This is a genomic window from Selenomonas sp. ND2010 (assembly GCF_000702005.1).
GTDB lineage: Bacteria > Bacillota > Negativicutes > Selenomonadales > Selenomonadaceae > Selenomonas_A.
This window is the reverse complement of record NZ_JNKI01000011.1, coordinates 36,114-52,260: the sequence shown is the minus strand read 5'-3', so window position 1 is coordinate 52,260 and position 16,147 is coordinate 36,114. Positions and strand designations below refer to the sequence as shown.

Genomic DNA, 16,147 nt, shown 5'->3' with positions numbered 1-16,147 from the left:
ATTTTCTCTTCCTTTCCATGAACATGCTCATCTCTCTAATTGATCAGCTCCATATTCATTCATCCCATTATCTCCTTTTTGAATATCAGTACTCCCCCATATGATATTTACTAAGGGTACAACTATCAAAAACATCCACCAACCAGATTTACCAATATCGTGAGTTCTACGAACACCAAGCATAATTTGTATAACTATAGCTGCTACATTTATCAACGTAGCCACTTTTTCACTTATAAAAAAGGCAAAAAACATCAATATAGCTGTTACAAAGCCAACTGCTAAAGATCTTAAAATATATCTTTCCCTATTCAATCTCCCTTCATAAGAAAAAACTTTTCTTTTAAGCCTTCATCTAGTGCATACACATCTCTTGAACTTGTCCCTTTTCCTAAATCTACAGCCATTGTAACTACACTCCTTACTCATTCACTAAACGAATTTTATTTCACTCATTTCGTAATAATATAACTACTCTTCTCTACGTTGCCTACCACTCAACCATTTTTTATAGGTGAGAAAATCATTACATACAGTGTAATAACCCCTGTAAGAACAGTTACAACCATCACAAGCAGTTTTAAATATGTAGAAATTTCTGCTAATTCTGTAGTTACAATAGCCAAAGATGTAGCAATGCTTGCTAATGAACCAGAAATATCACTTAAAGATATGGATATGCTGGATAGCGAGGACATCACAGTGTGCATTGTATTTGTCAAATCTGTCAACAAATCCGTATCATCAGCCGCCATTCCTGAATTTCCTTCGGCATAACATATTTTCATAAAAAACTGTGAAATAATCGTCAACAATGATATCTTTTTATAATCATATATGTTCACCACCTATCGCCTCCTAACCATGTCTTTATCACATGACTTTTATCTCAACAATCTATTTAATTTCTTTTATTGAACCAGATGCACAGATTACTGATACTGTTGCAAAGATCTTTGAACTTAAAATTCTATCAAAATAAAACAAAAACATTTCCCATGCTCCCACATCATTCTTATGGTCTTGCGAACCAATTATTGCATGAATTATATCAGATACATTTCCGAAAATATCTGCCACCACCAAGACAACCCAAAACGCACCGATTAAAAATCCGATAAATGCTGCCACCTTATGACTTCCAGATATTTCTTCTGCTGTCATCTCGGCAATGACAAATGCAACAAACGATGTAACTATTGGTATAAAATAGTCCCAGTTCTGCGGTTTATCAAAAAACCAAATAAAGAATAAGAATAAAATTATCACAGAAATAACATAGGCACACAACGCTGCTGGTATTGATAATAAAGCTCTCATCTCATCACCCCATTACATCCAATCCATATTCTTCACACAGTTTTCTTAATCCGCTTGTATAACCTGCTCCAATAAATTTAACTTTCCATCCCCCTTTATATCTGTATACTTCTAAAATATTAACCACTCTTTCCAAGCCCAACACTAAAGGCAAATCATATACATCATCATCTATATATATTTTGGCAGCCGGTTTTCTCACTGCCGAAAAATATTTTGCTGAATGTGTCTCATCTTCATATATAGCAAAAGAAACTACTACACTCTCCACTTTATCCGGAATATTTTTCCAGCATATTGATACTCCCTGCATACCCATTTTATTATCGATATATACACCATTTTCTTTTGCTTGCAGATTACCAAAGAAAACTAAATCTCTATCCTGTCGTGTTTTCCTATTACCATCTAACATAAAAGCATATGGATCTATATCGCCAACATCGCCCTCGCCTTGAAAGGCCACAAATAATGTCTTTTTATTATCCAAAGATATACGCTGACCTTTTACCACCATCTTAGAATTATTTTTATCATTATTCTGAATATTATTTGGATGCTCTATACTCTTGCTATCCGTAATATGTGCATTATTACTCACACATGTTTCATGAACTTCCACAGCACCAGATATAGACCGTCCAGTTATATATACTCGCTTATTGATGCCATAATCCGTTTCTAAAATAATATCCCCATATAAGATTGTGCCATCCATCAATGCGGAAACTTTAAATAAAACATCGCTTGTACCCGTACTTAATTTTAAGGGTATAACCTCTAATCCATGAACATTATTAATTATCCTGCATGCACTATTAACCTGCATCCTACGATAAAATTCATTTGTCTTATTCGGGGCAAATGATCCTAAATCAATCATTCTGGGAATCGCCCAGTTAGAGTGCTGCCCTTCTATATCTTCCTGACCATACACTTCCACACACTTTAACAACGTATCTTTTTTCAATTTTACGGCTAAGGTATTATCTGTGTCATTTGTAATCTCTATGCGCAAATCGTTCAACGTTACTTTTGCTGAATTAACGATTAATGCTGTGCCACTTTTCACCCAGATTGTGGCACCATTGCCATTTACAATACAGGCATGATTTATCGTCAACGGACCTTCATACTCGCCCATTGGAATATCTATAACCTTATTATTACTTGCAAATAACTGTTGTAACGAATTCATAATTATCCCCCACTATCCCCTTACCACCTCCAACAGCAATGCTTCCGGATTATTGCTGGAAGGAAATATTTCTCCATCTTTCAGCCATACTGCTTGCCCTACTGGCACCAAATTTCCCTTTGGCGACAGCATCCCCGCCAGCGCATTATTTACCAAATACCATTCACTGCCTTGGTGACTTATATAAGCCTGCATGGAGCGATTCTGCATCTTTTCATCCGGATAAACATTGGCGATGAAATGCCAATTAAACAGTGGCATTCTATCATATAGATTAATCTCACCTACCTGTTGCCACTGCCCCTTTCGCCCCCGCATGGGCTTTTTCAGGCGCAGGTGCATTACATCCCGGCTATCTAGTCCCTGACCACAATACGGGCAAACAGGATTATGCAAATCATACAGAACAAACCATTGCGCACGACAATGTGGATTCTTACAAGGCTGCAACAAATCCCAAGTTTTCCCTAACGCCCTTTCCCATTGACTGGCTGTAGGTCGCTTATCCGGATCGTGAAGCCCATCTACAAAAGCCTGCAAAAATAGTTTTTCCAAATAAGGTCCTAAGTCATGTATAGTTACTTCCAAATCATCCGGTCTGTTGGATGTATCCTGTGGATTTTCAATAAAGGTTGCCTTCGGTCCATATTGCAGATACTCATCTTCCTCAGTTGACACTGTTGAATATACCTTAGGTCCATCTAATGGATGACGATGCAACAAATACTCATACAAGAGCACTGGCAAGGCAAATAAATCCGTAGCAGCACATGGCAATTTACGTTTCGGATCGTCAAAATCAAATTCCATTGTTTCCAAAACTTCTGGTGCTATATACCCTTTAGTTCCGGCAACTTCCGGCGGAAACACCCCCGGTACAACCAACGAATCAATGTCGATAACCACACAGGAGCCTGTTTTAGGATCTATTAAGACATTGTTGCTGGATAAATCAGAATGAGAAAGCCCCGCCGCATGCATGCGGCGAATTGCTCTCGCTAACGATATGGACAATCTGAGCATCGTTTGAAAGTTACCTTTTTCCTTTTCTGCCAGCCACCGACTGCTCCTTGAAGTAAACCATTTGCTTTTTTTATCTTTGCCGTCCATATCTAAATTTACGCCCGGCTTTACCGCATCTTTACCAAAAAAGAAATTCTGTGGATAAGTCGGACAGACTACACCAAACTCAGGCTCCTTTATCAGAGCCACCGGCCAACAAAAGAGCCTGGAAAAATATGCTGCAGTTTCCGAAGTATTCCCCATCGCTCCGCCTTCATCTTGAGAAATTGTTGGGTTGTACAAACCAACAATATTTTCCAACCGCGCCTGCATCTGCGCTGATTCAGCATCCTCTGCCTTATTGAAGAACTGCACTGCATATTTTTTGTCTGGCGTAAAATAGGTGTACTTCATCCCTCCTCGCGGAGGATTATCCGTTATCACATATTCAAGCTCTGTATCATCCATTAGAATGGCTTTGGCAATGTTATTGTTTTTCTTTTTATGAGCCACTCTAATTACCTCCCCGTTGCAGGATAACTAGGGTTCGATCATCAAACGAACCTCTAATCACATAATTATCCAGCCAGTCTTTTAATCTGGTTGCTGCATTTTTCCCCTGTACCTGTTCCATTTCTTGCATCATTACGCCTAAATATGGTTGATATTTTTCCCACATTTCTCGTAAATCAATCTTGTTTAATTCACAAAAATCTCTGGTATACTGAATTGATACCATTTTCGGTGAAACCTCTCCACTTACTGTAGGATAGGACTGTGCCTGTGGAGTTTTTTCCCGTATCTTTTTTCGTGCCTCTGATGAAAGTGTTGCACATCTCTTTTCCAGTTTAGGAAAATCCAATACCCGGTTAATGCACAAATCTGTATATAACCGCAGCATTTCTTTCCCCGGCGGATCATAGTCATCGGATACACCATCTGTCATTGACATAATGACATCAAAATGCTTGCGAGCAACTTTCGTGCGGTTCATCAAACTTTCCTTAGAGCATATAGCATTACTAGTCAAAAATTCCGTTTCCCCCGAAAAGGTTCCACTATCTGCATTCCCAATCAAAGTAACAATTTGCTCATAAGAAGCCTTTGTATTCAATGCAGCCGTCATGCCATCCCCTACCTGACAGTTCACCACTAGCAGCTCTCCAGTCTTTTCCAATGGCAAAGCAATTGTCAGTAAAAAAGTAGATGCAAAGTCATTCAGCTCTAAATCCCGCCCTACAACTTTTTTGTAATTCTCATCTCCCCGCCGTTGTTGATAGGCTTTGACAACATTTTTTCTTGCTTCTATAACCGCATTTTGCACTATACCTGCTAACTGCGATACCATTTGCTGAAATGCACGCTTCGTTACAGCCTGTGCCAAGTCCGCCTGCATTTCTTTCTCCTGTACAGCCAAATCCTGTAACGCCTTTTCCAAAAAGGACATAGCTCCCAAGCAGGCAGATTTTGCTCCAATACGTGAAAATTTCTTTGAGCCTGCTCCATCCGCTACCGCTATAACGATGAAATCTCCTATGCTTCTTGTTTCAAACCAATCATCACAATTTGTCCCCTCATGTTTATGTTTTTTTCCTCTCACCCGTGCAGCAATGATATGACAGCTGCCTACAGTAACAGATTCTGTAATAAATTCCCTATAGGGCTCAGGTTCATGCTGGGGAACAGGATTATATTTCCACAAAGAAGCTGTATGTTTTAATACATCCTGATCAGACAGCACTTTGCTCATTTCCATATTCTCTGCTTTTTCTTCGAGTTTCTCCTGTGTTGGCGAAGACGCAAGGCTATCCTCTTTATCAGACATTTTCTTACTGGTGGGTTCAATGGTAATCAGCCTGACACTTACCGTCCCTTCCTGTCCATTTGGCGTAAGGATATTTTTTGCCTTATAGGAATAATGCTGACTTTTCATAATCATTTTTTCGTTGTTGCGTTCTTCCACAATCTGCTCCTTTTCGTTTAGGGAACAATCGTAAAGCCCTGTGGTGGCGGTGGTAATTCGATATTTCCACCTGGCTTGGCATCTAGACTCTTGGAGGACATTTTGATGGAACCGGAAACCCAGGCAAAGAACTTGGCTAAATCACCTGCCGATGCCGTATTCATCAACAAAACATTATCGGTAATACGTTTTAATGTAGCCTGCTCCACATAGGGACCTGCTCCTACAGCAATGATATTCGCCACTTTCAAGGATTTCAAATCCTTTGTCTGCATGTCAAATTCTTCATCATCCGTATGCAGACCATCCGTAAGAATAAACACCAAGGGACGCCAATCTCCTTTTTGATTTTCCGTAGTCTTGCGTACTTCTTTTTCAATACATTCCCGCAACACTCTTAATGCGCCACCTAAAGCTGTTGCACCGCTAGCCTCCAACTTCGGCTCCTTGAACAGCATAAGTTCTGTAAGTGGTGATGTCTGTTGCGCTACACTAGCAAAAGTAATCACAGACAAGCAGGCTGTTTCCAATGCCTGTGGGTCGCCCTTCAACTCATTGACCAGCATTTTTATGCCCTGGCGTACCGATTCGATAGGTTCACCTGACATAGAGCCAGAACAGTCCAACAATAAATATACTGGTAATCTACGCACATACGATGACATAAGATATTTCTCCTTTGCAATTATTTAATCCTTAGATCCGGCTACCCAGCGCAATCCCCAGCCAAAGGCCTGATCTATTTCCTTATGACTGTTGAAAAATCGCACAATTTTCTCTACACTGAACGTTTCATCGTTTTGATTTTCCAGTAATGCGATTGCACAATGACCTTTATCAGAACCGTATTCATCCATTCTAACAATAATATCCGGATTCCCCGAACACTTAACCGTTACCACCCCCTGAGCCTCTCTCCAGTTAGCGGCACCTTCATAAATAAAAGTAAAAATAAGAATTCGCTTTATTTCCGAAATCTTTGCACCGTTTATTCGCATATTTTCCCCGCCCTCGGAATTGCCGGTTCGATCATCCCCATCCAATTCGATATACGGGAAACTATTAAAGCTGCCAAAACTATTGCCTAATGCCTGCACCGCACCTTTGCTGCCATCTTTCATTTCAAAAAGACAGGCCAAATCCAAATCAATACCATCATTCCCACCAAATATAGAATCAAAGAATCCTTTATTCTGTCTCGTCGGTTGGGACCAATTAAGGTTAATTGAGATTTTCCCTAAGTTAACTCCGGCTTTTTTAACCAGGCTCACTTTTTGCCCTTTACGCAATTCTACTTTTTTCGGCGGTACAGGTGGCGCAGGTGGTACAACTGATGAATTATTCGCAGGAGCAGCATCTGATACCTCAATACCAAAACTATTACACAAAGCCGCTAATCCACCCTGATAGCCACTGCCTATGGCATTAAATTTCCACTCACCTTTATACCTGTAGATTTCGCCCACGACTACGGCTGTTTCCACCGAAAATTGCGAGCCTAAATCAAAGCGCAGCATTTCCTGCTGAGTATCGGCGTTTACAACACGGATATAAGCATTTTGTACCATGCCAAAATTTTGCCGTCTTTTCTCTGCATCATAAATTGTTGCCGTAAAATCAATCTTTTCAATACTTTGCGGAACCTTATCCAGATTTACCAGAATCTGCTCTGCATCACCACCGCTATTACCTGTCAGGTTATCCCCCTTATGTTCAACACAGCCACTTGGATGCCGCAGATTACCATAGAAAATAAATTCATTATCCCCAGCGACCTTGCCACTAGCCCCTAACAGAAAAGCTGCCGTATCCAGATCAAAATCATCTCCTCGGCTTTGCCATCCCAAACCAATCAACAGATGCTTTATTGCGGTATTACCCTTGGTCAAGTCAACTTTCTGACCTTTGCTAAGACTGATCATCCACTCGCCCTCTATTTATTTAATTTTCAGACATTTTTATATAGCCAGAAACAACCTGCGGTGGCAATGAATCACCACCGCAAGTTTTCCTAACAAAATTTTCTATCAAACATTTACGCCAAAGTTACGACCTAAAGCAGCCAAACCACCTTGGAAACCACTACCAATAGCATTAAACTTCCACTCGCCATTATGACGATAGAGCTCACCAACCACAACAGCTGTCTCTACAGAGAAATCCTCACCCAGGTCATAGCGGATAAGTTCCTTGTTATTTCCTTCATCAAAGATGCGAATATAAGCATTGGAAACCTGGCCAAAATTCTGATTGCGGGTATCTGCTTCATGGATCGTTACAGTGAAATCCACCTTCTCTACATTAGCTGGTACTTTGGACAAATCAACCTTAATCTGTTCATCGTCACCATCGCCTTCACCTGTCAGGTTATCGCCCATGTGCTCTACACTGCCAGAAGCATGCTTCAAGTTATTGTAGAAAACGAAGTCATCATCACTGTTGACTTTGCCGCTTGCTCCACACAAGAATGCAGCGGCATCTAGATCGAAATCATGACCACCATCATACTTGTTGGTATCCCATCCAAGACCTACCACAATTTTAGACAAACCAGGATTTCCTTTCGTCAGATCTACCTTCTGACCTTTGCTTAAACTTACTGCCATGATGAAACTCCTCCTTAAAAATAAATTAATTTTATATCAAGTGCAATGCACTTAATAGCATGAATTTAACCTTTTATAATCTGCTTTCGCAGCAAATCCACGGGAATCATGGTAAATGCCAAGACAAACACCAATCCCCAACCTGCCAGACTAAACGGCGTACAACTAAACATAGCACCAATCCATTTAAAGGCTTCCAATGGTACCAATGCCGCATTTACAATAAGCATCTGTACTGCCGCAATAATCACCCATACCCGCAGGAAATCGGGATTATCCCCTAAGCGGCTGAATATCTCACTGCCATCATCCCGGACATTAAAGCCATTGAACAGTGCACTGATAACGAAGAGAACGAAATATGCCGTATAGAGTTTATCCTGACCACCGAAGAAATCTGCAAACCAAGGAACAGTCAGGAATACAAAACTCATAGCGGTGAGCCAGGCCGCCATAAAGAGAATCTGTACGGCCATCGCTTTGCTGATAACACTTTCATCCCTCCGACGGGGCATTTCCCGCATATAGCGCTCAATCGCGGGTTCATTGCCCAGCATAATAGCCCCAAGGCTATCCATTACCAGATTAATGAACAACAGATGAACCACCCGCAAGGGTTCTGTAATGCCAAAAAACGGGCTGCAGGCTGTGACAACAACTGCCGCCACATTAATCATCAGCTGGAATTTGCAGAACTTCAAAATATTATGGTAGATGGTGCGGCCATATAAAACTGCATCTTTAATGGATCGGAAGTTATCATCCAAAACCACAATTTCCCCAGCTTCTTTAGCAGCTTCTGTGCCACTCCCCATAGCAAAGCCTACATCCGCCCGCTTGAGAGCTGGCGAATCATTAACACCATCACCGGTCATACCAACAACCAGATTCATTTCCTGGCACAGTCGCACCATACGGGATTTATCTGTCGGTAATGCGCGGGCAATAACCCGTATGTCTTTAATCTGAGCCTTTAATTCCTCATCCGACATACCAGACAGTTGCATGGAATCAAAGACTTTATCTTTATCCGACGTAATAAGCCCCGCATCACGAGCAATGGCAACAGCAGTTTCCTTACGGTCACCAGTAATCATTACTACTTGTATGCCTGCCTGCTGTACCTCATGGATAGCTTCCTGCGCTTCCGGGCGTACATCATCACGAATAGCCGCAAAGCCAATCAAAACAGCATCATCATTAACCTTATTTTCCGTCATCGCATTTGTTGAATAGGCAAACGCCAAAACACGCATAGCACGGGTAGCATAATCATTTATCTTGGCATCCAATTTGCTTTTGTCTGCCTGAATTACTTCACCATTCAGATCCACACCTTGCAAATTAGCTGACACCATCAAACGTTCTGGAGCACCTTTGTAAAAAACTTTCGCTTCTTCCTTAATCTCTGCCTGACTGAATTTATTTGCCGAATTAAAGCCCTGGTGTGCACCAACAGTATACTTTCCCTGCAATGACTGGTAATCATCTTCGCCTAAGAAACGCATCAACGCCTGATCCGTCGCATTACCGCCAATCACTTGGTGATCAGCATCAAAAAGTGCTGCACTGTTTTTCCCAATCGCTAAATTGATTAACTGCTTCAATCTCGCATGCTGAGATAACTCTGTCAGCGGTATGGCTTTACCGTCTGCTGCCAAAAATTCGACCACTTCCAGCTGGCCCTTGGTTATCGTGCCAGTTTTATCGCTAAACAAAATATTCAAGGAACCTGCCGTTTCAATACCTACTGCCTTACGCACCAACACATTATGGTCCAGCATACGGCTGGTATTTTGCATAAGCACTAGTGAAATCATTAAGGGCAAGCCTTCTGGCACAGCACAAACCACAATCAGGATAGCCAATGAAACAGCCTCCACGGTATCCATAAGTATCCGTTCCCAGCCCAATGCTCCATAAGCTGAAAAGCCGCCTGCACCAATAATGAAATAGGCCATATACATAGCCACAATTACCACTGCTGACACATAACCAAATACAGATATTTGCTGTGCCAATTTACTGAGTTTTACCTTTAGCGGCGAATCCGGTTCCTCCTCGTTCATTTCCGCCGCCATCTTACCCATCATGGTAGCCAGGCCAACTTTACGAACTGTCAGCACACCTTCGCCGTCAAAAACCACAGTTCCCCGAAATAGCAGATGACTACCTGTCAAATCATCACCAGTAACGGTTTCCGGAAAAGCTACTTCCTCAGTAGCAGCAACTTTCTTACATTCCTCTACTTCACCATTAAGCGCGGAATTATTCACCCGCAAATCGCCATCGGTCAATACACCATCTGCCGGAATTTTATCCCCGGATTGCAGCAGCACCATATCACCTACAACCACTTCATCCATTTCCAGATTGCATACTTTCCCATCACGATAGATTTTACAAGTATCCTTCTTCGTGCTTTCCTTTAACTCCCGATACTTGGTGTCACTAGCCACACCTGTCTTAGCCGTGACAAAAGCCACGATGAATACCGCTACAATCGTTCCCAATGGTTCATATATCTGCGCATGTCCTAAAGAGTACATAACCAGCATAATTGCTACAATAACAAGCAAAATACGAATCATCGGGTCGTTAAATGTTTCCTTGAACTCGTCCCAAAAGGTTGTCGGCTCCGAATCGGGAATCACATTATCCCCATACTTTTTTCGTGATGCCTCCACCTCTGTCTTGCTCAGTCCCTTAACTACTTTCATTACCATCCCTCCCATAATACACAACAAAAAAGCCCGCCTCTGCTCAGCAAAAGTCAGAACACACACAAAATGTATGTGTCCCCACTCTCTGCTAAACAGAAGCGGACATAATTATCCTCTATAAAATTGGACAGACGGCTTAGAGTGTCCCCCCCCCCATGTACACTAATAGTGGTATAATGTACTTTTTCAATAAAAGCAACGATACTACTAAACATCATTACCATCCCTTTGTAATAAAAACATACTACTTCCTATGTCTATTATTTATATTACTACAGGTAAAGCAAAATTCCTGCTTTTATCAAAAAAATATTCTGTTTTCTCTTATATTAGATTATTTGCACCTAAATTCATGGCTAAATCGATGAAACACCACCTCATATAACATAGTTGCACTAAAAAATGAACCATATTCGTATTGCAGAATGACGCGTCAACAGAATAGTCAAAGACTTTCTGCCGACGCGCCATTCGCCTCTACACTAATTATACAAATCTGCACACATGGTCAACCGCAATATCCGAAAAGCCATAGGCTTCCGCTTTGGTGAGTTTGCCGCTTGCTATCTCATGGAGCTTTTCCAGCAGCATCCCGCCGCTTTCCTCAATGGTCTGCTCGCCACGGATAATGCCCGATAAATCCACATCCATATTATCTTCCATCCAGCTATAGGTATGTTCATTGGCGGTCACTTTCAGCACCGGCACAATGGCATTGCCCGTAGGCGTTCCCCTGCCCGTGGTAAAGATGATGACCTGACAGCCGGCAGCCGCCATGGATGTTACAGAAGAAATATCGTATCCTGCCGTATCCATGACCATAGCCCCGCGCTTCGTGGGCGGCTGCGCCTGTTCCAGCACCTCCACGATGGGACGGGTGCCGCCTTTGCGGATGCAGCCAAGGCTCTTTTCGTCAATCGTGGACAAACCGCCCGCTTTGTTGCCCGGTGTCGGCTGGCCCGCCCGGCAATCCTGCCCTGCGGCCAGCAAATGTTTTTCATAGTCCTCACACACCCGGATGATCTGGTCATGGATTTCCGGCGTGGCGCCCCGGCGAGCCAACACATGTTCGCCGCCTATCCACTCAATGGACTCACTCATCATGGCAGATGCGCCCAAATCCACGAGCCTGTCGCTAAGATTGCCCACCGCAGGATTGGAGGCAATGCCGGAAGTAGCATCGCTGCCGCCACATTCTATCCCCAGCAGCAGCTCGCTGATGGGGAATTTTTCCTTTTGCTGCAGCCCGGCTTCGGCTGCCATTTCCCTGGCTGCCCGCACAGCTTTTTCAATGGTCTTCAATGTGCCGCCTTCTTCTTGTATGCCAAAGGAAACTACCGGCTTGGAACACTTTGCCTGTATCTTTTCCCGCAACTGGGCATGGGGTACGGTTTCACAGCCCAGGCCGATGATGACCACGCCGTAGACGTTGGGATTCAGTGCAAAACCCGTGAGCACCTTCTGGCTCATTGCCGTATTGGCCGCCACATCACTGCATCCGGTGTTAAAGACAATATTCACAGCGCCCCGCACCTGGCTCGCCACAATCCGGCAGGATTCACTGCCGCAGGCACAAGTGGGCAGGATCAGGATATGATTGCGGATGCCGGGGCGGCCTTCTTTGCGTCTGTAACCGTAAAATTCCATATCATTTGCCCTCCTTGCCCATTACATACTCACTGGCATAATCCCTGGGAATGCTGCGGATATTCTCATGCGATACCCAGCCGCCCTGCGGGATATCCCGCAAAGTTTCCCCGATGATTTCCCCGTACTTATAGACCATCTCGCCCTTGGCGATAGGCTTCAAGGCAATCTTGTGCCAAATGGGAATCAGTTCGACAGCCCTAACCTTGGCCCTGCCGCCACCATGACAGATAACCATGTCCTCCGGATGTGCTTCGCTGGTGCAGGTGGCCACATTGTCCTTTTCGTCCAGCAGAATCGCTTTCTTTTCCATAACGCTCTCCTTTCGTCAAATTGCCTCGTCCATATCCAATAGGTATTTCCCATAGAGCATATTCCACTGCGCCGGAGTCATGTCCTGCTTTTTTTGCGATTCCTGCTGATAAATTTTCACTGCCTTATGCGTCCTTGCCATCATTTTTTCGGCCCAGATCTTCATTGCCTTTTCCATCATCATTACCTCCCGCTTCACATTGATTTTTTCTGTCTTCATCATAGCGTATTCGAACCGAAATAAAAAACACTTATAATCGATTTATCTATTGAATAAACCGATTGATTTCACTATGATAGTAATCTTATCGCCATTCCCATCGAGGGACTTGCTCAAAAAGGATTTATCGTCACCAAAAAAGGCCGGCAAATCTACGCAGACGAACGCTGTCTTATCGACTTCGTCCGGCGTAAATTTGCCGACACTCTTGAAAATACGAACAGTACCCCTTAATATCACAAAGGCCAGCTAACTTTGTCTTTACCATGCTGGGGCAGCCAAGCGAGCAGAAAGGAACGAAACTTTTGGCTGGCTTTCGTGAGGACTGTGGTCTTGTCCCAGACAAGATATACATTCTGCCCCAGGTCATCGCCCGTACCTAATGGTTTTACCACGATATCCGGATGGGGATTCAGCACGGCAGCGTAGTCATAGCCAAGATTTATCGCCTGATGCCGGAGAATCAGATCGGTGATGAGCATCTCATCGGCCGTTTCAGCGACCAAATCTACATGCAACCCCGGCAGCAGGATATACTTATCGATATTATGACGAAAACATTGATAACCCCGCCCCTTGCTGACAATGCGCGCACCTTCCAAATCTGCATAGGCAATGTTTTCTTTACCGGCCAGCGGATGCTGGCGATGCAGCCGCGCACAGTATCGGGAAAAGAACAGCGGTTCCGCTGCGAAACGATTTTGGTCAGCTTCTCCTGTTACGATGGCAAAGTTGCATTGCTTTTCCAAAACGCCCTTCAAAGCTGCATCATCTGTCGTATCCACGGTGCTAAGAATAATATCCGGACATGCCTGGTGAAAATCCCAAAGGAACTCTGCCCCCAAGTAAGCCATTATATGGTCAAGCGCGTAGATAGTCACCACGCTTTTGGATTGTGAGGCCAATGTGCTCATGCTCGCAATGCTCCGGTATTCTGCCAGCAGCCGCTGCACATGCGGTAAAAGTGCATTGGCATAGTCAGTTGGAACAAGACCATGCGGATTGCGGATAAAAAGCAGCTGCCCAAGTTCCTCCTCCAACGTCTTGAGCATCTTGCTGACACCCTGCCGCGATACATAGAGCTTATCGGCGGCACTTTGTATATTGCCCTGCCGATAAACTTCGAGAAAATATTCCATTTGCTTCTGATTCATCCAATCCCCCCTCCTCTTTATTTTATAGCAACCTTTTAGTTGCGTCAAAAGAGAAACTCTTTGCTTGTTGTGACCCAGTATAGGCATTATACTTGAAGCATAACCTAGCTGACGCAATTTAGAAGCTACAAAAAGGAGACATGACCATGAAATTGACGCAAATCCGCAATGCCACCAACCGCCTTGAATATGCCGGCAAAACGTTTCTGATTGACCCGTGGCTGATGCCCAAGCATCAGTTTTCCTTCATCGATGTTCCCGGCAGACCTTATCATGTACCGGATGAAATGAAGGAGCATTTGCCCATGCCCTTCTATGACCTGCCCATGCCGATAAAAGAAATCCTCGCCGGCGTCGATTATTATCTGGTAACGCATATCCATCCCGACCACATCGATATGTCCATGGATGGTACTGTGGGCGCTCCTTTAGACAAGAATGTGCCTGTAATCTGCCAAAACGAAGCAGATGCCGCTGTATTCCAAAAATCCGGCTTCCGCGATGTGACCGTACTATCCGAAACTGGCATGCTGTTTGGTCCGGCAAAGCTGACCAAGGTACCCGCCCTCCATGGCACGGTAAATCCCTGTGGTGATGCCATGGGCGTGATGTTTGAAAGCGCCGCCGAAAAAATCTTTTATCTGGCCGGGGATACGGTCTGGTATCCGGCAGTAGCCAACACGCTGAAACGCTGGCAGCCGGAAATCGTGGCACTCAACTGCTGCGCCGCCGAAACGGTAGAAAATGGTCGCCTCATCATGGATGCCGAAGATGTCCACTGCGTTGCCAAGACTGCGCCTAACGCCAGACTGTATCTGACACATCTTGACAATGTGGCCCATGCCGCACTCACCCGCCATACACTAAAGGGCAAACTTGCCGAACGTAATGTGACCAATTATGATATGCCAACGGACGGACAGTCTTTAATGTATTAATGACTCTAACTCCAACAAAGCAAAATGAATCCCCCATCCTGCAATTTTTCATGCGGATGGGGGATTATTTATTTCATGCTAATTTTTCATTTCGCGTGCGATATATTCTCCCGTAATGCTCTCCTTGCTTACAGCTGCCATTTCCGGCGTGCCGCAGACTACGATTTGGACGAAACTTTGCTTTATTCTGCCAAACAGATTCCTGACGAGACGACAGCGGCTATTAAGCAGTTGATGGAACGCGGTGTCGAGGTTGTCGTAGGCACAGGACGCGGCCTGGCGGAACTTGCAGACTACCGTAACGCCTTTCAAGGCATGCACTACGGCCTGCTTGGTAAGCGGCGGTCTTCAGACCGCTGCCCATTGTTTTCGTAAACGCACAGGGAATTTTCCACGCCTATTTCACTGGCCGGCATATATACATATTCGCAGGTGTTATTATCTCCGAAGATAACACCTGTTTTTAATTCCGCTATGGCAATCATTTATTTTTCTCCTGTTCTGCTTCTTTCACTGCAATAGATTCCAACAAATCGGCAAGGGTGACCTTCTTGAAATCAGCCAGCATATGTTGTCTGACATCTTCAAGCCGTTCCCCCAAAACCCCATGAATATTCCGCCCCACAGGACAGGCAGGATTGGGATTCTCCTGAAAATGAAATAAGTCTTCGTCTTCTTCCACAGCCTGGAAGACATCCCACAAGGTGATGTCTTTCGGGCTTTTGGTAAGTTTTGCCCCGCCGACACCAGCTGCCACTTCCACGAGGCCGGCAGCTTTGAGCTGGCCTAATGTTTTCCGGACAATAACCGGATTGACATTGACACTGCCCGCCAAAAAAGTTGATGTGGTCTTGTACTCATCCTTGAACCGTTCTATACAAAGCAATATATGCGTTGCTACCGGCAGACGAAATGAAAACTGCATGAAGGAACCTCCTAAAACCATTATTTCTTACTATATAAGGTTGTAGCCTATCATATTACATCACTTATAAAATGTCAATCTTACCTGCTGATATGCCTTTATGGCATCCACTGCGAAAACTTCATAAAATTCTCCATTG

Annotated in this window: 16 protein-coding genes and 1 pseudogene; 2 read left to right on the top strand and 15 right to left on the bottom strand. The window is 43.9% G+C overall.

All coding sequences use genetic code 11. The annotated features are described in order from the left end of the window. Window positions 1-27: 27 nt before the first annotated feature. The 14 genes and pseudogenes from T504_RS13825 to T504_RS0105435 form a co-directional block, all read right to left on the bottom strand. Window positions 28-315, bottom strand: a complete 288-nt coding sequence (locus T504_RS13825) for a DUF805 domain-containing protein (protein WP_051635223.1) — start codon at window positions 313-315, stop codon at window positions 28-30. 182 nt (window positions 316-497) lie between these two features. Next, on the bottom strand, window positions 498-845 hold the full coding sequence (locus T504_RS0105490) for a hypothetical protein (protein ID WP_033170058.1): 348 nt from the start codon (window positions 843-845) through the stop codon (window positions 498-500). A gap of 52 nt (window positions 846-897) precedes the next feature. Then, window positions 898-1,320 carry a hypothetical protein gene (locus tag T504_RS0105485; RefSeq protein ID WP_033170057.1) on the bottom strand — a complete coding sequence of 141 codons (423 nt, stop codon included), beginning with the start codon at window positions 1,318-1,320 and terminating at the stop codon, window positions 898-900. A 4-nt stretch (window positions 1,321-1,324) separates the two neighbouring features. Beyond that, the gene (locus T504_RS0105480; RefSeq protein WP_033170056.1) at window positions 1,325-2,518 is read right to left on the bottom strand and encodes a TerD family protein; all 1,194 of its coding nucleotides are present in this window, start codon (window positions 2,516-2,518) and stop codon (window positions 1,325-1,327) included. A gap of 12 nt (window positions 2,519-2,530) precedes the next feature. Continuing rightward, a complete protein-coding gene (locus T504_RS0105475; RefSeq protein WP_231473866.1) occupies window positions 2,531-4,033 on the bottom strand; it encodes a protein kinase domain-containing protein in 1,503 nt (500 codons plus the stop codon). Window position 4,034: 1 nt separating this feature from the next. Beyond that, the gene (locus T504_RS0105470; RefSeq protein ID WP_051635222.1) at window positions 4,035-5,483 is read right to left on the bottom strand and encodes a PP2C family serine/threonine-protein phosphatase; all 1,449 of its coding nucleotides are present in this window, start codon (window positions 5,481-5,483) and stop codon (window positions 4,035-4,037) included. A 17-nt stretch (window positions 5,484-5,500) separates the two neighbouring features. After that, window positions 5,501-6,148: a vWA domain-containing protein gene (locus T504_RS0105465; RefSeq protein WP_033170055.1), complete on the bottom strand. Its 648-nt coding sequence runs from the start codon at window positions 6,146-6,148 to the stop codon at window positions 5,501-5,503. Between the two features lie 696 nt (window positions 6,149-6,844). Continuing rightward, window positions 6,845-7,405: pseudogene (locus tag T504_RS15090) on the bottom strand (TerD family protein); the annotation flags it as partial. A 105-nt stretch (window positions 7,406-7,510) separates the two neighbouring features. Beyond that, window positions 7,511-8,089, bottom strand: coding sequence for a TerD family protein (locus T504_RS0105455; protein WP_033170053.1), 579 nt, complete (start codon window positions 8,087-8,089; stop codon window positions 7,511-7,513). Window positions 8,090-8,154: 65 nt separating this feature from the next. Further along, window positions 8,155-10,809: a calcium-translocating P-type ATPase, PMCA-type gene (locus T504_RS0105450; protein ID WP_033170052.1), complete on the bottom strand. Its 2,655-nt coding sequence runs from the start codon at window positions 10,807-10,809 to the stop codon at window positions 8,155-8,157. 489 nt (window positions 10,810-11,298) lie between these two features. Beyond that, the gene (locus T504_RS0105445; RefSeq protein ID WP_033170051.1) at window positions 11,299-12,459 is read right to left on the bottom strand and encodes a UxaA family hydrolase; all 1,161 of its coding nucleotides are present in this window, start codon (window positions 12,457-12,459) and stop codon (window positions 11,299-11,301) included. 1 nt (window position 12,460) lies between these two features. Then, window positions 12,461-12,772, bottom strand: a complete 312-nt coding sequence (locus T504_RS0105440) for a UxaA family hydrolase (RefSeq protein ID WP_033170050.1) — start codon at window positions 12,770-12,772, stop codon at window positions 12,461-12,463. 15 nt (window positions 12,773-12,787) lie between these two features. Next, a complete protein-coding gene (locus tag T504_RS14415; RefSeq protein ID WP_231473864.1) occupies window positions 12,788-12,949 on the bottom strand; it encodes a hypothetical protein in 162 nt (53 codons plus the stop codon). 278 nt (window positions 12,950-13,227) lie between these two features. Next, a complete protein-coding gene (locus T504_RS0105435) occupies window positions 13,228-14,145 on the bottom strand; it encodes a LysR family transcriptional regulator (protein ID WP_197018683.1) in 918 nt (305 codons plus the stop codon). 146 nt (window positions 14,146-14,291) lie between these two features. Between T504_RS0105435 and T504_RS0105430 the strand changes: the two genes are divergently transcribed. Next, complete coding sequence (locus T504_RS0105430) at window positions 14,292-15,083, top strand: MBL fold metallo-hydrolase (RefSeq protein ID WP_033170049.1); 792 nt, start codon at window positions 14,292-14,294, stop codon at window positions 15,081-15,083. A gap of 24 nt (window positions 15,084-15,107) precedes the next feature. Beyond that, complete coding sequence (locus T504_RS14760) at window positions 15,108-15,458, top strand: HAD family hydrolase (RefSeq protein WP_081823385.1); 351 nt, start codon at window positions 15,108-15,110, stop codon at window positions 15,456-15,458. Between the two features lie 106 nt (window positions 15,459-15,564). On the opposite strand, the gene T504_RS0105420 is transcribed toward T504_RS14760, so the two are convergent. Continuing rightward, window positions 15,565-16,008 (bottom strand): Rrf2 family transcriptional regulator, encoded by a 444-nt coding sequence (locus T504_RS0105420; protein WP_033170047.1) that lies wholly within the window; start codon window positions 16,006-16,008, stop codon window positions 15,565-15,567. Window positions 16,009-16,147: the final 139 nt, after the last annotated feature.